At 46.8% G+C, this 24,478-nt stretch carries 21 protein-coding genes, 16 tRNA genes and 1 pseudogene; 5 read left to right on the top strand and 33 right to left on the bottom strand.

Annotated elements, in window-relative coordinates:
• Positions 1-67 precede the first annotated feature (67 nt).
• Positions 68-577: a molybdopterin-guanine dinucleotide biosynthesis protein B gene (gene mobB / locus E0496_RS24715; protein ID WP_161601555.1), complete on the top strand. Its 510-nt coding sequence runs from the start codon at positions 68-70 to the stop codon at positions 575-577.
• Between the two features lie 33 nt (positions 578-610).
• Here mobB and E0496_RS24710 read toward each other — a convergent pair whose 3' ends face one another.
• The 6 genes from E0496_RS24710 to E0496_RS24685 all read right to left on the bottom strand — a co-directional run bounded on the left by E0496_RS24710 (position 611) and on the right by E0496_RS24685 (position 4,682).
• Positions 611-1,261 carry a response regulator gene (locus E0496_RS24710; protein WP_479680877.1) on the bottom strand — a complete coding sequence of 217 codons (651 nt, stop codon included), beginning with the start codon at positions 1,259-1,261 and terminating at the stop codon, positions 611-613.
• A gap of 96 nt (positions 1,262-1,357) precedes the next feature.
• The gene (locus E0496_RS24705) at positions 1,358-2,341 is read right to left on the bottom strand and encodes a sensor histidine kinase (protein ID WP_141504427.1); all 984 of its coding nucleotides are present in this window, start codon (positions 2,339-2,341) and stop codon (positions 1,358-1,360) included.
• A 112-nt stretch (positions 2,342-2,453) separates the two neighbouring features.
• A complete protein-coding gene (locus E0496_RS24700; RefSeq protein ID WP_141504426.1) occupies positions 2,454-3,161 on the bottom strand; it encodes a PspA/IM30 family protein in 708 nt (235 codons plus the stop codon).
• A 1-nt stretch (position 3,162) separates the two neighbouring features.
• Complete coding sequence (locus E0496_RS24695; protein ID WP_141504425.1) at positions 3,163-3,630, bottom strand: PspC domain-containing protein; 468 nt, start codon at positions 3,628-3,630, stop codon at positions 3,163-3,165.
• Positions 3,627-4,313 (bottom strand): PspA/IM30 family protein, encoded by a 687-nt coding sequence (locus E0496_RS24690; protein WP_141504424.1) that lies wholly within the window; start codon positions 4,311-4,313, stop codon positions 3,627-3,629. The genes E0496_RS24695 and E0496_RS24690 overlap by 4 nt, the downstream gene beginning before the upstream one ends.
• A gap of 72 nt (positions 4,314-4,385) precedes the next feature.
• Positions 4,386-4,682 carry a LiaF transmembrane domain-containing protein gene (locus tag E0496_RS24685; protein ID WP_141504423.1) on the bottom strand — a complete coding sequence of 99 codons (297 nt, stop codon included), beginning with the start codon at positions 4,680-4,682 and terminating at the stop codon, positions 4,386-4,388.
• A 260-nt stretch (positions 4,683-4,942) separates the two neighbouring features.
• Here E0496_RS24685 and E0496_RS24680 point away from each other — a divergent pair, with 260 nt between their 5' ends.
• Positions 4,943-5,488, top strand: a complete 546-nt coding sequence (locus E0496_RS24680; RefSeq protein WP_141504422.1) for a C40 family peptidase — start codon at positions 4,943-4,945, stop codon at positions 5,486-5,488.
• A 121-nt stretch (positions 5,489-5,609) separates the two neighbouring features.
• On the opposite strand, the gene E0496_RS24675 is transcribed toward E0496_RS24680, so the two are convergent.
• The 6 genes from E0496_RS24675 to E0496_RS24650 all read right to left on the bottom strand — a co-directional run bounded on the left by E0496_RS24675 (position 5,610) and on the right by E0496_RS24650 (position 14,384).
• Positions 5,610-7,181: an ABC transporter substrate-binding protein gene (locus E0496_RS24675; RefSeq protein WP_141504421.1), complete on the bottom strand. Its 1,572-nt coding sequence runs from the start codon at positions 7,179-7,181 to the stop codon at positions 5,610-5,612.
• A 131-nt stretch (positions 7,182-7,312) separates the two neighbouring features.
• Positions 7,313-8,860 (bottom strand): ABC transporter substrate-binding protein, encoded by a 1,548-nt coding sequence (locus E0496_RS24670; protein ID WP_141504420.1) that lies wholly within the window; start codon positions 8,858-8,860, stop codon positions 7,313-7,315.
• 88 nt (positions 8,861-8,948) lie between these two features.
• The gene (locus E0496_RS24665) at positions 8,949-9,884 is read right to left on the bottom strand and encodes a carbohydrate ABC transporter permease (protein ID WP_139996102.1); all 936 of its coding nucleotides are present in this window, start codon (positions 9,882-9,884) and stop codon (positions 8,949-8,951) included.
• A gap of 51 nt (positions 9,885-9,935) precedes the next feature.
• Positions 9,936-10,913 carry an ABC transporter permease gene (locus tag E0496_RS24660; RefSeq protein ID WP_141504419.1) on the bottom strand — a complete coding sequence of 326 codons (978 nt, stop codon included), beginning with the start codon at positions 10,911-10,913 and terminating at the stop codon, positions 9,936-9,938.
• A gap of 119 nt (positions 10,914-11,032) precedes the next feature.
• Positions 11,033-12,640: a helix-turn-helix domain-containing protein gene (locus E0496_RS24655; protein ID WP_241674972.1), complete on the bottom strand. Its 1,608-nt coding sequence runs from the start codon at positions 12,638-12,640 to the stop codon at positions 11,033-11,035.
• Positions 12,633-14,384, bottom strand: coding sequence for a sensor histidine kinase (locus E0496_RS24650; RefSeq protein ID WP_141504417.1), 1,752 nt, complete (start codon positions 14,382-14,384; stop codon positions 12,633-12,635). Before E0496_RS24650 ends, E0496_RS24655 begins: the two co-directional genes overlap by 8 nt.
• A gap of 301 nt (positions 14,385-14,685) precedes the next feature.
• On the opposite strand from E0496_RS24650, the pseudogene E0496_RS24645 reads away from it, so the two are divergent.
• The 3 genes and pseudogenes from E0496_RS24645 to E0496_RS24640 all read left to right on the top strand — a co-directional run.
• Positions 14,686-17,352 (top strand): annotated as a pseudogene (locus E0496_RS24645) (rhamnogalacturonan lyase family protein); the annotation flags it as partial.
• Between the two features lie 54 nt (positions 17,353-17,406).
• Positions 17,407-17,829, top strand: coding sequence for a dockerin type I domain-containing protein (locus tag E0496_RS37255; protein WP_421924616.1), 423 nt, complete (start codon positions 17,407-17,409; stop codon positions 17,827-17,829).
• 97 nt (positions 17,830-17,926) lie between these two features.
• Entirely contained in the window at positions 17,927-18,961 is a 1,035-nt protein-coding gene (locus E0496_RS24640) for an S-layer homology domain-containing protein (RefSeq protein ID WP_141504415.1), read from the top strand.
• Between the two features lie 67 nt (positions 18,962-19,028).
• On the opposite strand, the gene E0496_RS24635 is transcribed toward E0496_RS24640, so the two are convergent.
• From E0496_RS24635 to E0496_RS24535, 21 genes are all read right to left on the bottom strand, one after another.
• Positions 19,029-19,784, bottom strand: coding sequence for a hypothetical protein (locus E0496_RS24635; RefSeq protein WP_141504414.1), 756 nt, complete (start codon positions 19,782-19,784; stop codon positions 19,029-19,031).
• Positions 19,781-20,479, bottom strand: a complete 699-nt coding sequence (locus tag E0496_RS24630; RefSeq protein ID WP_175598116.1) for an ABC transporter ATP-binding protein — start codon at positions 20,477-20,479, stop codon at positions 19,781-19,783. Before E0496_RS24630 ends, E0496_RS24635 begins: the two co-directional genes overlap by 4 nt.
• 13 nt (positions 20,480-20,492) lie before the next feature.
• On the bottom strand, positions 20,493-20,873 hold the full coding sequence (locus E0496_RS24625; protein ID WP_141504413.1) for a GntR family transcriptional regulator: 381 nt from the start codon (positions 20,871-20,873) through the stop codon (positions 20,493-20,495).
• Positions 20,874-20,916: 43 nt separating this feature from the next.
• Complete coding sequence (locus E0496_RS24620; protein ID WP_141504412.1) at positions 20,917-21,693, bottom strand: ABC transporter permease; 777 nt, start codon at positions 21,691-21,693, stop codon at positions 20,917-20,919.
• The gene (locus tag E0496_RS24615; protein ID WP_141504411.1) at positions 21,686-22,639 is read right to left on the bottom strand and encodes an ATP-binding cassette domain-containing protein; all 954 of its coding nucleotides are present in this window, start codon (positions 22,637-22,639) and stop codon (positions 21,686-21,688) included. Before E0496_RS24615 ends, E0496_RS24620 begins: the two co-directional genes overlap by 8 nt.
• A gap of 160 nt (positions 22,640-22,799) precedes the next feature.
• A tRNA-Leu gene (locus tag E0496_RS24610) sits at positions 22,800-22,881 on the bottom strand.
• A 14-nt stretch (positions 22,882-22,895) separates the two neighbouring features.
• A tRNA-Arg gene (locus E0496_RS24605) sits at positions 22,896-22,972 on the bottom strand.
• Positions 22,973-22,994: 22 nt separating this feature from the next.
• A tRNA-Cys gene (locus E0496_RS24600) sits at positions 22,995-23,068 on the bottom strand.
• Positions 23,069-23,075: 7 nt separating this feature from the next.
• Positions 23,076-23,150: transfer RNA gene (locus E0496_RS24595), tRNA-Gly, on the bottom strand.
• A gap of 7 nt (positions 23,151-23,157) precedes the next feature.
• A tRNA-Gln gene (locus tag E0496_RS24590) sits at positions 23,158-23,232 on the bottom strand.
• A gap of 32 nt (positions 23,233-23,264) precedes the next feature.
• Positions 23,265-23,340: transfer RNA gene (locus tag E0496_RS24585), tRNA-His, on the bottom strand.
• 18 nt (positions 23,341-23,358) lie between these two features.
• Positions 23,359-23,432 (bottom strand) — tRNA-Trp (locus E0496_RS24580).
• 5 nt (positions 23,433-23,437) lie between these two features.
• Positions 23,438-23,522: transfer RNA gene (locus tag E0496_RS24575), tRNA-Tyr, on the bottom strand.
• Positions 23,523-23,525: 3 nt separating this feature from the next.
• Positions 23,526-23,601, bottom strand: a tRNA-Thr gene (locus E0496_RS24570).
• Between the two features lie 32 nt (positions 23,602-23,633).
• Positions 23,634-23,709 (bottom strand) — tRNA-Phe (locus E0496_RS24565).
• Positions 23,710-23,723: 14 nt separating this feature from the next.
• Positions 23,724-23,800 (bottom strand) — tRNA-Asp (locus E0496_RS24560).
• 38 nt (positions 23,801-23,838) lie between these two features.
• Positions 23,839-23,915 (bottom strand) — tRNA-Met (locus E0496_RS24555).
• A gap of 18 nt (positions 23,916-23,933) precedes the next feature.
• Positions 23,934-24,009, bottom strand: a tRNA-Val gene (locus E0496_RS24550).
• 68 nt (positions 24,010-24,077) lie between these two features.
• A tRNA-Glu gene (locus E0496_RS24545) sits at positions 24,078-24,152 on the bottom strand.
• A 4-nt stretch (positions 24,153-24,156) separates the two neighbouring features.
• Positions 24,157-24,247: transfer RNA gene (locus E0496_RS24540), tRNA-Ser, on the bottom strand.
• Between the two features lie 4 nt (positions 24,248-24,251).
• Positions 24,252-24,327 (bottom strand) — tRNA-Asn (locus E0496_RS24535).
• Positions 24,328-24,478: the final 151 nt, after the last annotated feature.

Here is a 24,478-nt window from a genome sequence, read left to right as displayed (position 1 = left end):
TTCAGCATTCATTTTACAATGTATGTTAAACTTATGGCAATTAAGGACGCTCATAAAGGAGAACGCCATGCAGCCGCCATCAGCACGCCATAAGCATGTTATCCAAATCGTCGGATACAAAAATACCGGCAAAACCACATTGGTTTGCCGGCTGACGGAACACTTTAAACAAGCAGGTTATATTGTAGGAACCATTAAGCGCGACGCGCATGATTTTCAAATCGACAAGCCCGGAAGTGATACCTGGCAGCACCAAGCAGCCGGGGCAGATTTGACCGCCATCACCTCTTCCAAGCGGACAGCACTACTAAAAGCTCACCCGGAAACACTTGAGCAGCTTATCGCTCAAATGGATGAAGCCGATGTCATTCTCATTGAGGGCTTTAAAACAGCTAACTATCCAAAAATACTAATGTTTCGGACGGAAGCGGATAATGAGCTATTGGACCAATTAATGAATACTGCCGCTATCGCGTACTGGCCAGAAGCCAACATTAACGGAATTTCCCGTTTCGGTATTCCAGCCGTGCCTGTTGATCAAACGGATCAGTTGTTTCAACTCATCACTGCTTTATGATACAAATGTATAATAAATTAAACGAAGACCTAGTTAATCAGCAATTCCTTGCTTATGAGCATAAATAGCTGCTTGTGTACGATCATCGACATCCAGTTTGTTGAAAATATTCGTAATATGGAACTTAACTGTTTTTACGCCGATAAACAGCTGATCGGCAATTTCTTGGTTAGACATCCCCTGCGCTACGCGCTTAAGGACATCCATCTCCCGATCCGTAAGGTCATCATGCAGCGGAGCCTGCTCCTGCTGCTTGGGCTGGCGAAAGCGATTCATCATTTTCGCAGCCACCTGAGACTCCAGTACCGATTGCCCGCGGGCTGCCGCGCGGATCGCATCAGCGATTTCCGTTGCTCTTGACGTTTTCAGCAAATAGCTGAACGCTCCCGCTTCAATGACAGGATACAGCTTGCTGTCATCGAGGTAGCTTGTTAAGACGATGACCTTGCATTCCGGATATAATTCAAGCAGCTTCGCAGTCGTTTCCACCCCATCCATGCCGTCCATCACCAGATCCATGAGAACAACGTCTGGTCTATACGCCTGTGCCAATCGAATGCCGTCCATGCCATTGCTGGCTTCACCGACTACTTCAATCCCATCCTCTGTATCCAGCACTGCAGCAAGTCCGATCCGCACCATTTCATGATCATCGACTAGCAATACCTTTATCGGCTGACTCAATTGCTCCATTGCCTCCACACCTTGCACCGCCTTTATATTATCTAACGATTTTACAGCCTTACTTTATCTATGCCAATTCATTGTTTTCTACTCTTATTAGACTTCAACAGGAACCCAAATCAATATCGCCGTACCTTCTCCTGGCTTGGAAATCATCTGCAGTGAACCGCCAATTTCGATGACGCGTTCCTCCATCGTGAGCAGCCCATAGGACGTTTGCTTCTTTGCTTCGAGATCAAAGCCGACACCACTATCCTTCAAGCTCATATGCACTTGCTTCTCTGTACGAATAAGCTTGATTTCCATTCTGTCCGCTTTAGAATGCCTGAGCGTATTGGATAGGGCTTCCTGCGCGATCCGAAACAAATGATCCTCGGCATTAGGAGCCAGCACAATCGTTTCATCCACTTCCAAGGTAATGATCATCGGTACCTTTTGCTTCAGCTCATCCACTAGAACAGTAAGTGCCTGCCCCAAGTTTTTGCCGTCCAAGTGGACGGGCCGAAGGTGAAGCAGCAATGCTCGCATCTCAGATTGAGCTACGGCAGCCATTTCTTCTATAAGCTGTACCTGGCGTTTAGCCCTCTCCCAGTCACGCTCAATGGTCCGGCTAACTGCGGTAGCCGTCATGGAGATAGCAAATAGCTGCTGACTCACCGCATCATGCAGCTCACGTGCAAGCCGTTGGCGCTCTTCGATAACTGCCGTAAATTTAACCTTTTCAGTCCAACTCGGATCAACCTGCTCCTGCTCCGAGATTTCATTATCCGTCTTGTCGCCATTGCTAAGCGTCACCGTGAACCTCCGCTTCTTCTGCTGCTCGGTCAATCGCTTTAGAGATTCCTTTAGCCGGGAGTTTTGCAAATAACCGTTTAATGCCGCTGCCGCTAAACCTGCTCCAACGAATGCAAGCCCAACAACCGCCCATTTGCCCTGCAGGGTAAACAGCTCTACATAGCCGATTCCTTGCAATACAATAACGACCAAGCTGATGATAATGAGCAGCCACAATATCGTTTCCGTAATATTGCGTCTGCGGGCCGCATGACTCGGTTGATCGTTCTTATTGTTTGGCTCCATACGGCTCACTTCCTTTTATGTACTATTTTAACCCTTATTGCCTATCCCTGTCATGTCCCCAACAAATGAAAGAGCAGACCGCTAAGCGGTCCGCCGATTCCATTGCCTTATCCTATTCTTCTGATTGCTCTTTAGCTAAGGATGGGGTTGGGGCAAGTTTGTTTTTCAAAGCTTGAAGCTGCTCATCAACCTTAAGCTGTTTTTCTGCTTCGGCAGCGTTGAACGTGTTCGATGATCCGCTGTAAGAATAAGGGGTACGAAGAACATCCGCTTCTGCTTCCAACTGCATGATTTTCTCTTCCATCCGGTAGAAACCGCGTGATGCAGAGCCGCTGTCAATCGTGTGGTTAGAAGACAATTGAGCCATTTGTTTTTGTGCTTTGGCTACCTGTGCACGGGAAGCGAGCTCGTTGCGCTTATTGCGCAATTGGTAGAACTCATCCTTCATCGTGTGCAGTTGCTGCAGCAACTCCTCGGCTTGAACTTTGGACTGTGCATGCAAATCTGTGTATTCCGTTACCTTTTGGTCAAAATACAGCTTCTCTTCAAGCAGCTTGCGTGCATGCTCTTCTTGGCCTGCTCTAAGGGCTGCTTCCGCTTTCGATTCACGGTCTGCCGTACTGCGAACCGTTTCTTCCAGGCGCTGTTTCATGCGGCGCTCGTTAGCCATTTGCTTAGCTACCGTTACCTCAGCTTGATGAATTTCAGATTCCATATCGCGCAAATATTGGTTTAGCATAATGATCGGATCTTCGATTTTGTCCAATGCCTCATTTACCGATGCCTTTGTCATATCCTTCATGCGTTTGAAAATTCCCATATTAAAAATCTCCCTTCTCGTATTTAGCAATTTTGGCTTTCAATTCTTCGATTTCACGACGCAGTGCTTTTTTCTCCAAATCATCCATCATGCTGTCAAACTGAGTTGACGCTGCTGGCTGCTGGGGAGCCGCTCCGGTCGAATTCCATGAACCTGGAGGCTGTGGCGGGTTTTTGTAAGGGCCGCCGAATTGCGATTGCGATTGTTGACCGTAGCCAGGATTATATCCTCCACCGCCATAGCCGCCGTTGCCGTAGCCGTTTGGACCAAAGTTAGAGTAGACTGGCGGTTCCTTCGGAACAACGAGTCCTGCAATGATATAGATGAGAATAACGGCGCCGCTGGTAAAAATCGTTACGACAATCAGTAAGATCCGCAGCAGAGTCGCATCTACGTTTAACGTTTCCGCTAGACCGCCGCATAGGCCGAATAGCTTCTTGTCGCGAGAGGAACGGTATAGTTTTCTCAAGACGACCAGCCTTCTTTCTCAAGCTTTCGCTTTAATTGCTCAAGCTCTCGTTCTATAACGGATTGTACGGTGTTGCCCGCTTCCGTTACGAATTCTTGCCCCATTCTGCGAATGTCGCGCAAGCTCTTCGCTTCGTGCTCCATTCCGCTAATGCGATCCTCAAGTCTTCTAAATGCTGTACCCGATTGAATACCGTTATCTCCAAAACCGCTGTTGTAACGGCTGTTCATACGCTGCTGAAGTCTTAAGGATTCCATCCGAGCTGCATAATATTCACGCTTGTCGTATACGGATTGATATTCGCTGCGCATCTCACGCAGTTGCTCTTCTAAATCAAGCGTATTTTGGCGACTTTGCTCAAATAGATCACGATACTGTCTCGAGCGCTCCTCGCAGCCTGCTTTCTCATGCAATGCAATTCTCGCCAGTTGCTCTTCGCCTGCTTTCAGAGCTGTCAGCGCTTGATTTTCGCGCTTTTCCTTTTGCTCCTCTGCCTGCAACCACTGTACCTTCAGATGGTTGCTATGCCCCGCATATTGCTGATACAGCTTCTCTGCTTGGATAATATCTTCTCTAGTGGACCATAGGAACTGATCGATCATGCGAACCGGATCCTCTGATTTCTCAAGCCGTTCATTTAATGTAGCGACTGTAATGTCGCGTACTCGCTTCATAATGCTCATTGCGTGTCCTCCTTAACATTTTGCGGTGCAAAACCAATCTTCAACTCGTTCTTCTATTCTCACTCGCAGTGATTAGTAAGCTCTGCGTTTGTCCTTTTTAAAGAGGCTAACGCCAGCAACGATCAACCCAATGGCTAGAAGCAATACGAGAATGCCGCCTAGCTTGCCGAGAAGCATCAATCCGCCAACTGCAGCCAGTATGCCGCCGATCCATTTCTTGTTGTTCATCCAACCGACAACTCCAAAACCGATTAGTATGAACGGGAGCAAAAATCCTAATATAGCACCGAAATGAACCCCTACAAAATTAAGTACCGCGATACCACCAACGATGACGAGCAATACGCCAAGAGCGCTTTTTCCATTCATCTCCAAGTTCAACTCCTTTCACAGATTAGAATTTATTCATTTTGTTTGTTGCCTTGTTTGTGCTGCTCTTGCTTATGTACTTAGTTTAGATCAATTTTCCCCTTTATAAAACGGACTTTCGGCGGTTTTTGCACTGGACTTAAGTCGAGTCGCCTGCCCGCCTCTAGGGGCAAAGTGGGCAGTTATCCATATTTTACAGCTTAAACTGCTAATATCCATGTGTTACGTTAGTAGCAGTACAGGAGGTGTATACGCTGCCAATGAAAAACTTATCCCTAAAAAAACTGCTCGTCACATGCGTATTATCAACAACACTGCTTAGTACGGCCCTTGCGCCTTTTCCAATAGAAGGACATGCCTACGCGGCATCCTCATCGGTTGAGAAAATGATTGCAACTGGAATGAAATACTTAGGAACGCCTTATGAATTCGGATCGAATCGCAGCACAACGAAAACATTTGATTGTTCAGATTTCACAAAGCACATATTTAACGCCGTCGGCGTCACGCTTCCCCCTACAGCCGCGACGCAAGCCGCTTACATCAAGCAGCATGCAGCAGTAAAGACAAGCTTGAGTAGTCTGAAGCGCGGCGATCTCATGTTCTTCATGTCGTATCACGGCTCCGAAGCAACGGGCTACGCCAAACTTGCGAAAACCAAGCAGGAAATTACACATGTCGGCGTTTATTTAGGCAACGGCAAAATGTTAAATACCTATTCCAAGGAAAGCGGCGGGGTTCGGGTAGACAGTATTGACAACAAGCACTGGGAATACCGTTTTGTTTTTGGCGGTAGCGCACTTTAGCAAGCTTCATTTAACCAAAGAGCCGGCCATGCGTGTAATCGCTGGCCGGCTCTTGTTATATTTACAAAAATGGAATCTACAAAGTAGAGGTGTAGTTTAGAGAGAAGATCGTTCGATCCCCTTATTTACTGGCAAGAAATTTGTCGAACTGCGCTTGCTTCTCCATAATGATCTTCTCAATGCCTGCCGCCTTCAAGCTTTCGATATATTCCGGCAAAACCTTATCCACATCGACAGAACCAGTCTCCAGCGCGGTTTGATACTGCCGATCTACATTCACTACCGCTGCTACCTCCGCTCGAACCGCGTCGCCATTGAATACAAAGCCCAGGCCCGGCGAGAGCTTGGCATTTTGGTTAAACTCCCTAAAGCTTTCCCATTTGTGGGGATTTTCGCTTTCCCATATATAATTCAAAAACTGATTGCCAAACATCCAGTTGGCGGCGGGATTATAATTTTTTGTATATTCTGTAGGCTTGATCACATTTTCACTGATTTTAACGAAATGCTTTCCTTCAATGCCGTAATTAAGAAGATTGTTTAAATAGGAATCGGTATGCAGCAAATTAATGAACATCATGGCTCGCACAGAATCCTGAGAGGTCGTGGAAATCGCGAGCATAGAACCAGCCGTCTCCGACGTCGCTATCGTCTTCTCGTTCAAAGGAAGCTGGGCAAGCTTGCCGATGAGTCCCGTCTGGATCGCAAGCTCCTCATCCTTGCCTGGCTTCAATGATCCTGTAATCGAAAAAACATCGCCAGAGCTCAAAGCATCGTTGTTCATCGTCTGATTGGTTGCTGCATCCTTGTTAATATAGCCTTTCTGGAAAAAACGGCGGGTGGTATGCAAGGTATTCACATAGCGTTCCATCTCATAAGCAGGCTTTACCGTTGTGCTGTCTCCGTCTTTCAAAATGATGCCAGGGATCGACGTGTCCCCAAGCGCATCGAAGTTTCCGACATAATGGGTATTAAAGGTTTCACCAAGCTTCATATAAATCGGTGTCATGCCTGGTTTTTTGAGTAATATCGTCTCATAAACAGCATCCAAATCCTCAATCGTCTTCACAGCAGACATATCAATGCCAAGCTCTTTGGCGACGTCTGAACGGTAGATAATTCCGCCTTGAGACGCCAGTTCCTTATTAGTCGGGACCGCATAGTTTTTTCCGTTAATCTTCGCACCTGCCAGAAATACAGGATCAAGCGATTGCAATATTCCTTGACCATATTGCTTAAGCAGCCCATCCAGCTCAAGAAACGCACCCTTGGCCACATTCACCGCATGCTTATTCCACTGTGCAGTGAATACAATATCCACCTTTTCCCGAGATGCGACCATCAGGTTGATTTTATCGTCCCAAGGTCCCCAATCGATCGGCATGAGATCGATCTTCGCATTTATTTTATCTATCAGATAAGCATTCATCGCTTCTTCTATTTCCTGTTCATCACGCTGCGGCGATCCGGTATAAACAAACCGCAAGGTATAGGGCTCCAATTTCTTGCTGCTTGAGCTGCTATTTTTCTCTCCATCATCTGAAGCGCTTACAAGATTATTACTATTTTCTGCGCTAACATTGCTTGTTTGCGGGCTATTCGTGCCATTCTGATCAGAGCAAGCGCTTATTAATAATAAGCCAGCTAACAGGAGCAGGCTTGCGCAAATCAAACGGCTGGTCGAACGAATCATAGTCGAATGGCCCCCTAGCATGGGATCGGAATTGTATTTGTTAGCTTAATTGTAAAGAATACACAAAAAAAAGCAAGCAAGAAAAACCCGCGCCTCTCGCAAGGCGCGGGTTTTCATTATTTTTCCCTAGACTATTTGCTGGCAAGGAAGGCGTCGAATTGTTTTTGCTTCTCAGCTACGACCTTATCCACGCCTGCATCCTTCAGCTTCTTCTCGTACTCCGCCAATGTTTTATCCACATCAACCGAGCCCGTTTCCAATGCTCTTTGATATTGACGGATCACGTTTGCAAGCGCTCCTACCTCTGCTTTTACCGGCTCGCTGTCAAAGACGAAACCAAGGCCAGGCGATACTTTGCCGTTTTGGTTGAATTCCTTGAATTTAGCCCATTTGTCCGGGTCTTCTGTATCCCATACGTAGTTAAGGAATTGATTACCGAACATCCAAGAAGAACCTGGATTATAATTGGCTGTATTGCCTGTTGCTGTAATAATCTCTCCATTGCGAGTATAGTGGTCGCCCTCGATACCGAAATTAAGCAGGTTGTTAATTTCCTTATCTGTATGCAGCAAATTAATTAACATCATAGCGCGAGCTGGGTCCTTCGAAGTAAAGGAAATGCCGAGCATCGAGCCAGCGGTTTCGGATGTGGCAACTGTTTTCTCATTCATCATAATTTGTGCAAGCTTGCCTGTAAGTCCGGAAGCGCTCGCAATCTCAGCATCCTTGCCTGGTTTAATAGGCTCCAGCGTCGAGAATACAGTGCCTGCTTTCCATGCATCTGCCGAAGCAACCTGCGTCGTTGCAGCATCCGCGTTAATATAACCTTTTTTGAAATAATCACGTGTGATGTTCAGCAATTCCTTGTAACGGTCGATTTGCTCCATCGGCACTACTTTCGTATCATCCTTATCCTTCAGAATCGCACCTGGGATCGTGGAGTCGCCCAAGAAATCGTAGTTAGCGAAGAAATGGGAGTTGAATGCTCCAGCAGTCGTATAAAGAGGAGTCAGATCAGGCCTTTTTTCCTTCACGACTGCATAGACCGCATCCAGATCCTGAGGCGTCTTCACATTTGTCATATCAATGCCAAGCTCATCAGTAACATCTTTGCGGTATACAATTCCGCCTGCTGCCGCAAGCTCCTTGTTTGTTGGGATCCCGTAGTTTTTATTATTGATTTTCGAGCCTTCAATGAAAGCTGGATCTAATGAATCGGTGATGCCTTTGCCATACTGCTCAAGAAGATCGCCTAACTCAAGGAACGCTCCTTTAGCCACATATTTCGCATGCCCGTTCCACTGTGCGGTAAACACGATGTCTACTTCTTCCTGTGAAGCAACCATCAGGTTGATTTTGTCATCCCATGCGCCCCAATCAATCGGTCTAAGATCAATTGTTGCATTGATCTTTTCAGTAAGCAGCTTGTTCAGAGCTTCTTCGATCTTTTTCTCATCCGCCTGCGGCGTACCAGGATAGACGAGCGAGATTTGGTAAGGCTTTAAATCCGAAGCAGGAGGATCTTCTTCCGTAGTGACCGGTTTGTCGGTTGCGGCGGCTGGCGCTTTCGTTGGTTCCGTGTTGTTCTTGCCGTTGTTGCCTGAGCATCCAGATACAATTAGTACGATTGTCATCATCATGAGAAGAAGCATAGATGTCTTTTGTTTAACTTGCTTCATAGCGGGTGGACCTCCCTTAAAAATTAGGTTTTATATGCTAAACCGGAATATCCGGCTTCAGCCAAATGGATTCTCAGAGAGCGTCTGATCAGCCCTTCACGGCACCGACAGTAAGCCCTTTGACAAAGTACTTCTGAAAGAATGGATAAGCGAAGATAATCGGACCAATCCCAACAACCACCATCGCCATGCGAACCGTTTCGCTAGGGAACCTGAACGTTCCGCCCGCTGCCGTAATGGCTGCTGCTGCCGTGCTGTTGTTGGCAAGAAACTGAATGTTGAGCATTGTTTTATACATCAGATACTGAACGGTAATATTGCCATCCTTCGTAATGAACACGAGGCTGAGAAACCAGTCGTTCCAATACGTCAGTGTCTGGAAGAGAGCTACCGTCGCCAATACAGGAAGCGAGAGAGGCAATACGATTTTCAGAAAAATCGTAAGTTCGCCCGCCCCGTCGATCTTCGCGGATTCGAGAATTGCAGCCGGAATGGTCGTCTGAAAGAACGTACGGATTATGAGGACGAAGAAGGCTGCTACCAGCAGCGGCATAATAAGTGCCATTAGCGTATCCTTCAGATCCAGCGTCTGTGCGTAGACCAGATACCAAGGCACAAGGCCGCCGGAGAACAGCATCGTGAAGAAAACGAAAAAGGTAAAAAACTTGGCATGCGGGAAATCTGTTCTCGATATCGGATAAGCATACAATGCCATGATGACAAGACTCAGCACGGTACCCACGATCGTCACAAAGATTGAAATGCTGTAGGAACGAAGAATTTGAGTAGCATCTTTAAACAGAAATTGGTAAGCGCCCAAATCAAATTTTGACGGGATAAATTGATAGCCGTTGCGAACGACCGCCGACTCATCCGTTATCGATACCATCACGATCAGCAGCAGCGGAATTATGCACAATAAAGAATAAATAATGAAAAATACATTGATGCCTAGAGAAGCCGGAACGGACAATTGGTTTTTAGGATTAGACCCGGACGACTGTGTAGCCTCGGCTGCTTCCATAGGTTCACCTCCAACAGTTTTTCAAAATAATAACGGTTTACATTGCAACTCCTAAAATAGGGCATTCTCCTTGTTGATGCGGCGCACCACCCAGTTGGACAGAAACACAAGCGTAAAGCCGACGACAGATTGCAGCAATCCTGCGGCAGACGATAGTCCGATGTCTCCAACAGTCAGGAAAGTCCGGTAGACATACGTATCGATAACATTCGTTACCGGGAACAATACGCCCGATTCTCTCGGCACCTGGAAGAATAGGCCAAAATCCGCATTAAATATTTTACCGATTTGCAGCAGCGTCATAATCGTAATTACGGGCATAATCAGCGGTACCGTGATGCTAGTCATCTGTTTCCACTTGCTCGCTCCGTCAATAGTGGCTGCCTCGTAATACTCGTCATCTATGCCGATGATGGCCGCCATATAAATGACCGTAAAGTACCCCATGCTCTTCCAGGTATTCACGATAGGCAGAATATAAGGCCATACCTCCTGGGTAAAATACCATTGAACCTTCTCTAGCCCCAGCGAAGGGAGCAGCGAGCTGTTCAAGTAACCATGCTCATCGCTCATAAAACCAAACACGAGATAACTGATGACGACCATAGACAAGAAATAGGGTAGAAACATGATCGTTTGATGCAGCTTTGCAAGGAACCGGCTTCTGATTTCGTTCAGCATGATGGCAAATGCGATCGGAAACACGAGATTGAGCACGATAAACCCTGAATTGTACAACAGTGTGTTTCGCGTAATAATCCATGCATCCGAGGTTTTGAACAAATATTCAAAATTGCGGAGCCCGCTCCATGGACTGCCTAAGATGCCGTCTGCATAGTTGATATTTTTGAAAGCAATAATAATTCCAAACATCGGAATGTAATTGTTCAATACCAGCAGCACGATCGCCGGCAGCATCATCACGTAGAACATCCAATACTTTCGGAAAATACGAAGGTGAGACATTTTTTTCACAGAGCTTCTTGGAATATAAGCGGCTGCTGCCGCTTCTGGCGCTTGTTTCGCCATCGCTTTCCCCCTCCTCTTTCTTGTTCCCATTTGTTTTGCTTCTTGTATTTATTGTATAAAAAAAAGACGCCGACAGCTGTCGGCGCCGTGACCGTATTAACGGTCCTGTGACTTCACGTTTACACATCCTGATATTTTTTGCGATATTCCTGCGGCGTCAAGCCGGTTGTTCGTTTAAACAGCTTGGAGAAATGCGAAAAGTTTGCATAACCTACATTGACGGCAATGTCACTCACGCGGTTATTCGTCTTCTCGAGCTCAGTCCGCGCTTTCGTAATCCGCAGCCTGACCAAATAATCCGTTAAAGAATAACCCGTTTCCCTTCGGAACAAGCGGGATAGATACGCTGGGTTTAAATAAACGGCTTCCGCAGCTTGCTCGCGGCTGAACTCCTCTCCCAGATGCTCTTCCATGTACCGCTGCACCTTCTCCACTACTTGGGACACATCCTTCCCGTTTTGCGCCCCGTATTCCGTAACTTGCTGGCTTAGCTGCTGAGTTAACGCCCTCATTCTCGGCAATGATTTGAGGACATTCTCGCCAACCTCCCACTCCCTATTCATAAACACATCGGTCATCTGAACCGATTTCTTATTAAGCCATTGGAAGAGCATGTTCATAAACCCGTAATAAAACGAGGCCATAAACGTATAATCCACCTTGCTCTCCTGCATCTGGTCGAAGCATTCATCGATCCGGAGCGACAATTCGGTCTGCTTTCCGGATTCAAGCAGCAAAGACCAGTCAGAGAAGGATGCTTGCGGAAGAGTCCCCATGCCTTGATTCGGCAAATGGTTCCTCTCCAATATAACCGTACAGGTCTCACTTACGTTGCTGCGCTCCAGCGAGAGCAGCGCCTGAACGGCAGTCCGCAGCTGCATAACCGCAGTGCCTTCTCCTATATAGCACGAGAGATGGCAGTGCAGCATGCTTTTGCACTGGTGTATAAAGATGTTGCAGCGCTCGGCTATCACGCTAAGCGGAAGTTCCTCTTCCGTCCCGTAAAATAAGGCATACATAATGCCGTTCCCATCCTGTACGATATGGCCCGGCGCGCTCTGAAGGACAAGCTCCTCCGCTGCGTTTTTTATGCCGTAAGTCATGATCTCCTCATCGCGGGCAGACCATTCCTCGCGCCACTGCTCGATGCTGATTAGGACGACGCGCAGCTGGCTCTCCGCTTGCAGCGGCAGCCCATAATTTTGCATCTCGGAATCAAGCTGCTGCTGCGCCGCCGAAATCCGGTAGTGGATCACGTCCTGCCAGAAGCGCTCAATCAGAATCGGCCGCTGCTTGCTCCACTGTTCATAGAATAAGTTGTACGTCCCACGGATTTTCGCCAGCTGCTCCGTTTCCCGCACCTTGTCCAGCGCTTCACTCACACAAGCCTTCAGTGCCTGATGGTCAATCGGCTTGAGTAAATAGTCGAAGCAATCGAGCTGTACCGCTTGCTGGGCATATTTAAAGTCGGCATGGCCGGTGAGGAATATCGTTACACTGTGGGGAGAATGCTCATTCGCCCACTCTAACAGCTCAATCCCGCTTTGATTGGGCATATCGATATCCGAGAGCATAACGTGAATCTGATGCTCCATCAGCAGCGCCTGCGCCTCTTCCGCATCAATGGCGGTATAAATGTTAGCAAACGGAAGCGTGGACCAGTCAATTCCTTCTACAATGCCGCGAATGGCAATTTCTTCATCATCGACAACCAATAAATTATACAACAGCTTTCACGCCCTCCATTAGCTTTGGAAATACGATAACTACGACAGCCCCGCTGCCCTCTAATTGATTATGGAATGTAATCGAGGTCCGCTCGCCATATAGCAACTGCAGCCTATGAATAACGTTCATAATGCCTAAGCTGCTCGATTCACCTTCCTGCAGAGGCTCCTTATGCTGCAGCTTATGCAGCACTTCAGAGCTAAAGCCTACGCCATTATCACTGATCGTAAGCACAAATCCATCCTCACCTGCTGTATCCGCCGTTATTTTAATTTGAAATAGCTGACGCCTATTTTTGAAGCCGTGAATAATCGAGTTTTCCACAAAGGGCTGAACGGTTAGTGCCGCAATGGGGTAATCAAGCACCGTCTCCAAGCCTTCGAACGTGCACAGCAGCTTGTCGGGAAACCGGATTTTTTGAATCGTCATGTAATTTTCAATATGCTGCATCTCTTCTTTGAGCGTAATCGTATCCCGATTGGCCTTCATAATGAAGCGGAAATAATCGGCTAGATGTAATGACATCTTTTTAACTGATTCCGTATCCCCAAGTGCAGCTAAATTATAAATGATGTTTAAGCTGTTCATATAAAAATGTGGGTTGATCTGTGCTTGAAGCTGCTTCAATTCCCCCTGCTTCACGCGAAGCTGTTCTTCATAGACATCAATTTTTAACGTTTTGATTTGCTCGGCCATAATGTTGAACGTATTGCCCAGAAACTCAAATTCAAGCGTTTTGTTTTTTTTCAGCCTGACATCCAGCATGCCAAGAGAAATTTTCTTCATTCCGAGTATGAGCTCATGCAGCGGCTTAAACAGCATATTTCGCATAAAAAACAAATAAAGAAGCAGAATCGCCAAAAATCCGATCGGTGCGAACAGCGTAGCGTTTCTAAAAAATAATAGGTTGCGCAGCAGCGTTTCCTCCGGAATGACGACGCGATAAGCGATATTGACCATAGAGCTTATTCTGTTCATCACCAGATAGGATTCGCCCGTCTTATGGTCGGTTAACGATTCATAAGGTTTATTCGATAAGCGGTAGCTAAGCTCTATCGGCGCGGAGTTTTCTGTTAAGGACTGAACAAGCCGATCTTCATTGAGCAAATAAATGCCATTATGGCCGATATCCCCATCGCTCCACTGGATCGACAGCATCTTGTTTATATCCTGCACCTTAATCATGGCGCCGACGAATAAACCATCCGACACCTTAATGAAATTAATAAGAAAATATTTGCCCGGCATTCGCTCGTCTCCTCGAACCTCCCAAGTATGCTGGTTATTCAACAGGAGATTCTCCTCCGTGGTCATGCTGTCCATATGAGTCTTGATGATTTTTTTCGTATCATTATATACACTGTCGGTTCCAAAAATAATATCGTTTTTATGATACAAGAACACCGCATCAATCAGATTATAGACGCCAACATCACGGTTCAGCTTCGAATCGATTCTGATTTTGGTTAAGGTATACCCGTCGCTGTCCATCGGAAAGGACATCAGCAATCCCACGTCCGAATCCAGCACTGACATTTTATAAAGATAGTCATTAATCTGCGATAGGTTGTGATCCGTTTGGCCCACATAAATATCAAGCGTGTTCCGGTACGTCTCGGACACTTTCTCCCGAACAATATCGCGCGAGTAACTGTTATTTATCAGCATATAAATGACTACCGGCAGCATGACCGCCATAAACCCAATAATAAGACGAGATCTAATCGATTTGCCAAACCTCACGCTGCGTCTTCCCCCTAGCATTTGACCGTTTCTCTCTAATACTACCATTTAAAGCGTTTTCTTAACATCATTTAATCTAAAATAGCAGCGGCATGATTAGATACATTTTGTATCATTCCCTCTGTTTTTTGGTGCATTATTACTGTTTTTTGAATGTCATCTCTTTAGGCTAGCTTCTATACTGTAAATGAAAACGATAAGCGGCGCGTCCTGCGCCTAACATTGAGAGGTGAATGTGAGCTCTACTTTTGTAAGCGCAATCAAAGGTGTGGGTAAATATGAAAAGGATGGTGAACGGTTAATGGGTTGGAAAACCGCCAAGGTTACAAGAAAGGCCGTCGCAATGACGACGGGATTTGCTTTGCTTTTCGGCACAATGGTCCAAGCCTCTGCTTCCGACGGGCTAAGCAACGGAACGGTCAGTAAAGGTTCTGGTTTGCAGCTGGAGTATTTGGACAGGGGTCTCGTTGCAGCTGCTACCTCGCAAGGCGTCTTTTTGAGCTGGAGATTGCTCGGCAATGAAGTCACTGGCTATTCAGCTACTGGCATGACTGGCACTAATTTCAATGTTTACCGTGATGGGCAAAAAATCGCCTCCGTTGATGACAGCACAAACTATGCGGATGCTTCCGGTACGGTAGCTTCCAAGTACTACGTAGCTGCAGTCGTTAATGGCAAAGAGGTCGATCAGAGTGCAGCTATTACACCGTGGAGCAACGCTTACTACAACTTACCTCTGCGCAAACCGGCTGATGGCGTTACTCCTGTCGGCGAGGCTTATACGTATGCAGCCACCGATATGAGCGTTGGCGATGTCGATGGTGACGGCCAGTACGAATATTTTGTCAAATGGGATCCTTCCAATTCGAAGGATGTCTCTCAGAAGGGCTACACCGGCAAAGTATACATCGATGCCTACCGATTGGACGGAACGCTCCTGTACCGCATTGATCTGGGGGTCAATATTCGGGCAGGTGCCCATTATACCGAGTTTATGGTCTATGACTTTGATGGTGACGGAAAATCTGAAATGATGTTCAAAACGGCTCCCGGCACCAAGATTTTAAAATATGATGCACAGGGCGCGATAACATCAGAAAAATATATTACGATGCCTCAAGAGGATATGGCTGCTGGTTATGCCAATTCGGATGATTACCGGGTCAGCCGCACTGATTATTACAACCATGTCGTAGACATGTTTATGGGTTGGCATACGCATGAAGAGGTTGTCAGCGGCAACTGGCCTTCTACGCTGGAAGAAAGCTTCGGCATTGCCAAACAATACAGCTATCCACTCTCTCGCGTAGATGCTGAAGCCTTAACAGATTATTTTATGGATGTGTATGCGCCGAGCAGAAGCGCCAATAACAAGCTGCGCGAATTTGAAGGATTTATTTTGAAAGGACCCGAGTATTTAACGGTATTTGAAGGCGAGACAGGAACGGAGCTTGAGACCATTCATTACAAGCCGGGCCGTCAGGATGACGGTCTTCTGTGGGGCGACTATGCCATGGGCCGGATTGAGCCTGGCAACCGAGTTGACCGCTTCCTTGCTGGCGTCGCTTATCTTGACGGAGCCAAGCCTTACGCTGTGTTCGCACGCGGATATTATACGAGAACGACTTTAGTCTCCTATGCATGGGATGGCAGTCACCTTAAGGAGCATTGGTTTGTCGACAGCGGCTACGCTCCAATGAGCAATCCATTTAACGATGGCCCGCACGGGAGGTTTGGTACAGATCCGTTGCTTGGATCTCTGAACACGCAGGGCGCTCATTCGCTTAGCACCGCCGATGTCGACGGAGACGGCAAACAGGAAATTATCTATGGCTCATCAACAATTGATCATGATGGTACGTTGCTCTACAGCTCTTCGGCTGTGATGCCGCCTGAAAGCGCGAATCCAGGGGTGATCGCGGGACTTGGTCACGGCGATGCGCTTCACGTAGCTGACATTGACCCCGACCGGCCGGGGCTTGAAATCTTTATGGTTCATGAAGGCGCAACTTATGCTCCTTACGGCTATGCGCTTCGTGATGCAAAAACCGGAGAGGTTATCTATGGAGGGTATACAGGCAAGGATACCGGACGCGGAATGGTGGGGGATGTCGATCCCGATCATCGCGGACTCGAAACCTGGGCAGTTGGCCTTTGGACCGCTTCTGGTACACGGATTAACACCACCGCTCCCGGCACTAACATGAATATTAAATGGGCGGCTAATATGACGACTCAAATCGTGAACGGTTCTGGCAACAGCACACCAACGATTGATGATTGGAAGCGCGGGCGCCTGTTGACCGCAACCGATACAAGAACGAATAATAGCACCAAAGGGAATCCGTCTCTCGTTGCCGATATTTTTGGAGATTGGCGGGAAGAGCTGCTCGTGCGCACAGCGGACAGCTCGGCGATCCGTATCTTCTTAAGCACGGAGGTAACAACCCGCAAGCTTTACACGTTGATGCACGACGCGCAATATCGGACAGGAATCGCTTGGCAGAACACCACCTATAACCAACCTGCCTACCCTAGCTTCTATTTTGCATCCGATACGAACTTTGCAAATGTTCCAATCCCAAGCTTCTGGACACCTCGTACAGGTGAAGAAGCTGGAAGCGGCGGCATCCTATCTGGTCCAGATGCTAGTGAAGTAGGCAAAAGCTTTGCTCTAACTTACGGATTGAACAAGGTACAGAAAGAAATCGTAGCTCAAGACATTACGATCAACTATGATTCCAATCGTTTAGAGCTTGCAGGAGCTTCTGAAGCAATCGATACGAACAAAATAACGATCGTAGAGACGAGTGTCGACACACCGGGACAAGTTCGTATTCTGGCCGTACATCTTGGCGACCAATCGCTGCATGTAGATGGAGATCTCTTCAAGCTGAGCTTTAAAGTTAAAACGGCAGCTCCCGCTGGTATTGCCAATGTCAGCATCTCCAAGTTAATTATCGCAGGCAGCGATGGTACGGAATCCGAACTAGTTGGCCATTCGCACAGCATCGAAATTGGCGTGGACAAAGCGGCCTTGATTGCGCTCATCTCTGATGCACAGCATAAGCATGACGAGGCTGTCGAAGGAAACCGCATTGGTCAATATCCGGTCGGCTCGAAAGCTGCGCTCCAAGCACAAATCACTCTTGCCAAGACAGCGGCAAATGACTCATCGTCTACACAAGCCCAAATTGAAAAAGCAGCTCTGGATCTTAATGCTGCGCTGCAAAAATTCCTATCGCTAGCTAATCAAGCCGTAGAAGGCGACTACAACAACGATAATGTAACAAGCGTCGGCGATCTTGCGATGATGGTCAAAGCTTATGGCAAAACTTCCGCCGATCCAGACTGGCATTCGGTCAAAGCGTTTGACCTCAATAAAGATAACATCATTGATATTCAAGATCTCGTCACGCTTGCCAAACTTATTCTGAATTGGTAAGCCATCGTCCATAATACGCACCAAAATCAAGAGCGTGGGAGAAGGCGGGATACCGTCCTCTTCCCGCTCATTTTCAAGAAAGGATGGTCGGAGGCTTATGAACCGCAAGTTAGCTTTGATCATATTGGCGATAGTCCTTGTGCTAACCACATTGCCCGCAACTGCCCTCGGAGCTAATGCTCCATCCTTTTCCCTGGCCCTAACAAATGCATTGCCAAGCCTTAATCAGGATGTCCGCATCACCATAAATGGGAAACAATTAACCGATTTGTATGGGTATGAGCTGCAAGTTCAGTACGATACTACCCGCTTGCGCTTTAAGAGCGCCTCGGCTCATTGGACCGGCCTGACCGTGCCAGCTTCAGATAAAAACGGATTCATTACCTTCGCGCATACCAAGCTTGGAAAATCAGCTGGCGAAAATGGTGCTGCCTCGATCGCTACTCTCTCCTTTGAGGCTATTGCAGCTGGTCCGGCTATTGTGAAGCTCACACGAGTCAAGCTTGTTGACAGCAAAGTAGAAGCCGTCACGCTAACGCCGAACCTCCAAGCTAAACTAAATGTTTCGTTAAGCCATCCAAACCTATCTTTTTCGGATATCGCTGGCCACTGGTCTGAAGCAGATATAAAGCGCGCTATTGTGCTTGGTTTCGTTAATGGCTATGCGGATGGAACATTCCGTCCGAATCAGTCCGTAACGAGAGCAGAGTTTACTGCGATGCTGTCACGGGCCATTCCTTTGCCTCTGCCTTCCGAAGGCGAGGTTGCCTTAAACTTTACAGATCTCGATCAAATACCGGTGTGGGCGAAGCCTTACATCGCCGAAGCAGCTGCTACTGGCATTATTACGGGTTATGACGATCATACTTTCCGCTCCAAACTGCTCATTAACCGTGCCGAGATGTCAGTCATGATTGCGCGAGCAGCTGCCTTTGATTTAACGCTCAACCTGACACCCGACTACAGGGATGAGAGCCAAATTCCACAATGGGCCAAAACGGCCGTAGCCCTTTCTTCCGAGAAAGCACTATTGAATGGACGAGGCAATCAGACCTTTGCGCCACTTGGCCATACTACCCGTGCAGAAGCATTGACGGTAATCCTTAAGCTGCAAGGTTTGTTATTGCCTTAAAAGCAATAGGAGCATTGGAGTCTCCAGTTCTGGAAACTTCAATGCTCCTATTTTCTATTCGCTAACACTAAACCTCGACTTTTTTGTTTAACAAATAAATCGTTAGCAACAAAAATCCAGCGTTAAGCGCCACTTCCAGCAGGAACGGGCCGAATAGATAATCCGTGTTCAGCGATGAAGCAAAGCTTACCGCTCCGGGTTCGACTGACGAAGTGTCCATTGAAATAATGCCTAATGGGGATTGGTTAGAATCAAATAAGAGAGAATTAAACCAAGCAAATAGGCTTTGGACAGCGAAGAAAAAAACAATGCCGATCCAAGCTGAGCGCTTCATCCGGAAGCTACGTGCCACCGTAATGGATGCTAATATGGCAATCATAATTGAAGTATAGGCCCATAAGCCGGCAACAGCCATTCCGAACAATCCACCATGTTTGAACTGAACGATTTTATGCCATTCACTCCAACTTGCATCAGAGAAATTCAAATAAACAGTAATATGAATAAGAGCTATGATGGTCACTAAGAGCAGTATGATCCAGCTTAAAATAATGATGGCTCCGATACCATGAATGGGATGCAAGGGAATCAGCCTTCTGCTGAATGACTTAATATTGCCGTCATATGTCCTGCAGCAATGAATGAACAACAGGATAAGCGCCAACACATATCCGAATATACTAAACGAAAGGACAATCGCATCCTCCCAATCTCTAATGAAACCGGTTATGCTCAGCGCGGCTTCCAAAATAATCAAGATGGCAAGCGTACTGAGAATGCCGTCATTGCTCCGTTTCCAATCATATTTGAGCAGCTTGATCATTCTCCAAACACCTCCTTGAACATTTCATCCACGCTTTTCCCATGTGCAAGGCGGATGTTTTCTACCTCGTCATGAAGAACGATTTCTCCTTCTTTCAGGAATACAACCTCATCAAAAATCCGCTCGATATCCCTTACAAGATGAGTCGATACCATTAAGCTGCTCTCTTCACTGTAATAGTTAACGATAGCATCCAATATTTTAGCTCGGGCAACGGGATCTACCCCGCCGATAGGCTCGTCAAGCAAATACAGCTTAGCATTCCGCGATAAGGTTAGGGTTAGCTGCAGGCGCTCGCTCATCCCCTTGGATAACGAACTTACCCGATCCTTTTTGCCCAGTTTCATGAAAGCAAGCATTTCATCCGCTTTGGCGCTATCAAAATTCGCATAGAAATCCCTATAAAAATCAATCGCATCCTCGACTCTCATCCACGGTTCGGATAGAGGCTGATCAGGCATAAATGAGGTTACAGCCCTGGTTTCACTTCCAACCGGCACACCGCCCACCTTCACCGTACCGCTAGCCGGATGAATAAGTCCAGCTGCAATTTTCATAAGCGTGCTTTTGCCGCTCCCATTGCTTCCTAGCAGTCCGATAATTTTGCCTGGCTTAAGGGTAAGCGATACATGCTTCAATGCTAATTTGCCTGAATAAGACTTTGATACATCCGCAAGCTGCAATACGCTTTCCACGATTACTTCACTCCTATTCTTTATCTTTATCTTTCTCTTGTACGGCATGACTGACGATGGTGATAATATCCTGATTTTTATAACCGAGCTCCTGCATGCCTTGGATAAAGCGGCCAAGCAATTCGCCAGCCATCTCTTTTTTGATATCCATGATCTTCGACTCCTCACTAGTTACATATCGGCCAAGCCCTCGCCTAGTTTCGACGATTTGTTCACGTTCGAGCTCCTGAAAAGTACGCTGAATCGTATTGGGGTTGATTTGCAGCTCTAAAGCCAGCTCGCGTACCGCAGGTATTTTATCGCCGGCCTTAAGGTTCCCGATAATAATTTCTTTTTTGATATAGTTCATGATTTGCAAATAAATCGGTAGATTATTATCGAATTCAATGCTCACAATTGGAATTCTCCCTTCTGTGCCTTGATTGATCAAACGTTAGTTAGGCTATATCCCTTTTTTTGAAAGTAACAAAGCTGATGACCAGAAACAGTACTGCATAAGCTGCACAAACCATACTCGGGAAGGCTGTACCACCATTGGGACCGTCACCAGCGTATAGGGATAAGTCGGTATTCATAAACAGTAGATATTTGGAGAAGTCATAGCTCGAAAGCAGCATTTGTAACAATCCCTCCATGAGAACAGCTGTCATTCCGATCCCGATGGTTGCTCCCGACGATCGCGTCAAGATGCCGAACATAAAGGTTAACGTAACATAGATGAATGTGTAAACCACTTGATACAATACGGCTTCCGCCACACTCCCCCACGTTTCTTGGCCGGCACTTGTATCAAACCCGAATGCAATACCGCTTGCTATAAAACCTGTGACTAACGAGAAAATAATGATAGAACATACAAATAACAAAGCAGCAATATATTTGGAAGCCAAAATCTTGCTTCTTCCATGTGCTCTGATGAGCAAAAACTTAACCGTACCAAGCTGATGCTCTTTGGCGACAATGCCTGCTGTGAAAATAATGGATATGATGGTGATTACCTTCCCCACGGCACTGACTGACATGACCATTGCAATAAAATCAAGCACAGTCGACGTTTCAGTCCCTACATCTGACGATTGAACCCCTGAAAGTTTCCATATGAGATAAGTAAAGCCTACGATTGTAAACAGCATAACTGCATACGAGATAAAAAAGCTGCGTTTCTTCGACATCTTCAGCCATTCGTTTAATACTAATCCTCCAAAGTTAAGCAATGCGACTACCTCCTGTCCATTTCAAGAACTCATCTTCCAGCGTAAGCTTCGTTTCAGTAATACGATAAACGTTGACTTGATCGTTCCCTAATCGGGTGATTACATCAGGAATCAATTCATTTTGAAGAGCTAAGATGAGCTCGTTCCTCTCCGCAATAAGCTGGACGACTTTCACTTCTTCTATTTTGCCAGCTATCAAGGCTGCTCGCTCGACATCATCCACACGGAACGCAACATTTATTGATTGAGATTGCTCGATATTTTCGCTCAAATTACGCTCCGTAACAAATTTCCCTTCCTGAATGACAACTACCCTGCTGCACATCAGTTCCATCTCGGATAACAAATGGCTTGATACAAGAATGGAAATTCCCTCTTGACTTGCAATCTGTTGCAAATACTGCCTCATCTCCCTGATCCCTGCTGGATCTAAACCATTTGTTGGCTCATCTAATATGAGTAGGGATGGACGATCAAGCAGCGCTTGCGCTATCCCAAGGCGCTGCCTCATCCCAAGCGAGTAAGCCTTCACCTTCTTGTTCATCGCAGCTTCCAGGCCCACCAGCTCAACAACCTCTTTAATTCGTTCATCCGTTATGCCCGTTGACATTCGTTGATATTGCTTCAAATTATCTCGACCGGTCATGTACGGATAAAACTCCGGGTTTTCAATAATAGCACCAATATGGCGAATGGCATTCGTAAAATCATTTCGGATGCTGTGGCCTTGCACAACCACATCCCCCTCTGACATTTGGATAAGCCCTACAATCATTCGAATGGTAGTTGTCTTACCTGCTCCGTTTGGTCCAAGCAGTCCGACAATCTCGCCTTTCCGAATATCAAACGACATACGGTCTACAATAGCCTTGCTGCCAATTCGTTTGGTTACGTTTTTTAAAGAAAGTACAGGAAGCATTTCCTTTTTCTCAATCGATGAATTCATGAACTTAACCTCCAGTGTCCTTGTGTGTTAGTTAAATAGTACACTAGATAGTTGTGATTGTAAAGGGTGGTTTTAGAATAATTTAAAAGGCTATTTTAAAAGAAAACACAAAAAAAGCTCTTAAGATCATAATGATCTTAAGAGCTTATGTAGAAAAAGTTGGTGCCGATGAGAGGACTCGAACCTCCACGGTTTCCCTCACGATTTTGAGTCGCGCGCGTCTGCCATTCCGCCACATCGGCATTCAGTAAAATTATGGCGTGCCCTAAGAGATTCGAACTCCTGGCCTTTTGATTCGTAGTCAAACGCTCTATCCAGCTGAGCTAAGGGCACATATGTTTTTCTAAAAAAAATGTGGAGGCGCCACCCAGACTCGAACTGGGGGTAGAGCTTTTGCAGAGCTCTGCCTTACCACTTGGCTATGGCGCCAAATTAATGGAGCGGAAGACGGGAATCGAACCCGCGACCCTCGCCTTGGCAAGGCGATGCTCTACCGCTGAGCCACTTCCGCATATAAATGGCTGGGGATTCAGGGATCGAACCTGAGAATGACGGAGTCAAAGTCCGTTGCCTTACCGCTTGGCTAATCCCCAACAAAATGCGATATTACATACTTGAATTAAAATGGGGCGATCGAGGGGAATTGAACCCCCGAGTGTCGGATCCACAAACCGATGCGTTAACCACTTCGCCACGACCGCCACGTTCAATTATTTAATTGGCAGGGGCAGCAGGAATTGAACCCACACCAAAGGTTTTGGAGACCTTTGTTCTACCTTTAAACTATGCCCCTAAAACTGGTGGAGGATGATGGATTCGAACCACCGAACTCAGAGAGAGCAGATTTACAGTCTGCCGTGTTTAGCCACTTCACTAATCCTCCATATGGTGCCGTCGAGAGGACTTGAACCCCCAACCTACTGATTACAAGTCAGTTGCTCTACCAGTTGAGCTACAACGGCATACAAACCTTTTCACTGCATGTACAACTTAATGGTGGCTCGGGACGGAATCGAACCGCCGACACGAGGATTTTCAGTCCTCTGCTCTACCGACTGAGCTACCGAGCCTGATGTTGTTTAAATGGCGGAGCTGACGGGATTCGAACCCGCGGTCTCCTGCGTGACAGGCAGGCATGTTGGGCCACTACACCACAGCTCCACATCATATCTCGGAAAGTTCCGATAGGTAAAGATTTTTGGTTGCGGGGGCAGGATTTGAACCTGCGGCCTTCGGGTTATGAGCCCGACGAGCTACCGGGCTGCTCCACCCCGCGTCGTTAACTAATTATAAATGGTGGAGGATGACGGGATCGAACCGCCGACCCTCTGCTTGTAAGGCAGATGCTCTCCCAGCTGAGCTAATCCTCCATGTTGAGCGACCTTTATATCTTATCATAGGTCATTCTTTTTTGTCAATATTTTTTTAAAAAAGTTGTTGGTGACCCGTAGGGGACTCGAACCCCTGTTACCTCCGTGAAAGGGAGGTGTCTTAACCACTTGACCAACGGGCCTTGCTGGCAGAGAGGAAGGGATTCGAACCCTCGAGACCCGGTTAGAGCCTACACGATTTCCAATCGTGCTCCTTCGACCACTCGGACACCTCTCTACAATGGCTCCCCGAACAGGACTCGAACCTGTGACAACTCGATTAACAGTCGAGTGCTCTACCAACTGAGCTATCAGGGAATAAAATCATTTCAAAGCAAATTGCGCCCTGAAAACTGGATACGAAAGATTAGGCTTGCTGAAGCCTTGTCGCTGCTGTCTACCGGATGTATGGGTCACAGTAAACGTGTTTAGGATAAGCCCTCGACCGATTAGTATTCGTCAGCTCCAC

It is taken from the genome of Paenibacillus luteus (genome assembly GCF_006542765.1).
Lineage (GTDB): Bacteria > Bacillota > Bacilli > Paenibacillales > Paenibacillaceae > Pristimantibacillus > Pristimantibacillus luteus.
The sequence above is the reverse complement of the archived record's forward strand: the minus strand, read 5'-3'. Positions and strand labels throughout refer to the sequence as shown.

Bases quoted from the DNA above. Each gene is read 5' to 3' on its own strand.
- mobB (WP_161601555.1), top strand. From the start codon at position 68: ATGCAGCCGCCATCAGCACGCCATAAGCATGTTATCCAAATCGTCGGA.
- E0496_RS24705 (WP_141504427.1), bottom strand. From the start codon at position 2,341: ATGGAGCCAAACAATAAGAACGATCAACCGAGTCATGCGGCCCGCAGA.
- E0496_RS24700 (WP_141504426.1), bottom strand. From the start codon at position 3,161: ATGGGAATTTTCAAACGCATGAAGGATATGACAAAGGCATCGGTAAAT.
- E0496_RS24690 (WP_141504424.1), bottom strand. From the start codon at position 4,313: ATGAGCATTATGAAGCGAGTACGCGACATTACAGTCGCTACATTAAAT.
- E0496_RS24685 (WP_141504423.1), bottom strand. From the start codon at position 4,682: ATGAATGGAAAAAGCGCTCTTGGCGTATTGCTCGTCATCGTTGGTGGT.
- E0496_RS24680 (WP_141504422.1), top strand. From the start codon at position 4,943: ATGAAAAACTTATCCCTAAAAAAACTGCTCGTCACATGCGTATTATCA.
- E0496_RS24675 (WP_141504421.1), bottom strand. From the start codon at position 7,181: ATGATTCGTTCGACCAGCCGTTTGATTTGCGCAAGCCTGCTCCTGTTA.
- E0496_RS24670 (WP_141504420.1), bottom strand. From the start codon at position 8,860: ATGAAGCAAGTTAAACAAAAGACATCTATGCTTCTTCTCATGATGATG.
- E0496_RS24665 (WP_139996102.1), bottom strand. From the start codon at position 9,884: ATGGAAGCAGCCGAGGCTACACAGTCGTCCGGGTCTAATCCTAAAAAC.
- E0496_RS24660 (WP_141504419.1), bottom strand. From the start codon at position 10,913: ATGGCGAAACAAGCGCCAGAAGCGGCAGCAGCCGCTTATATTCCAAGA.
- E0496_RS24640 (WP_141504415.1), top strand. From the start codon at position 17,927: ATGAACCGCAAGTTAGCTTTGATCATATTGGCGATAGTCCTTGTGCTA.
- E0496_RS24635 (WP_141504414.1), bottom strand. From the start codon at position 19,784: ATGATCAAGCTGCTCAAATATGATTGGAAACGGAGCAATGACGGCATT.
- E0496_RS24615 (WP_141504411.1), bottom strand. From the start codon at position 22,639: ATGAATTCATCGATTGAGAAAAAGGAAATGCTTCCTGTACTTTCTTTA.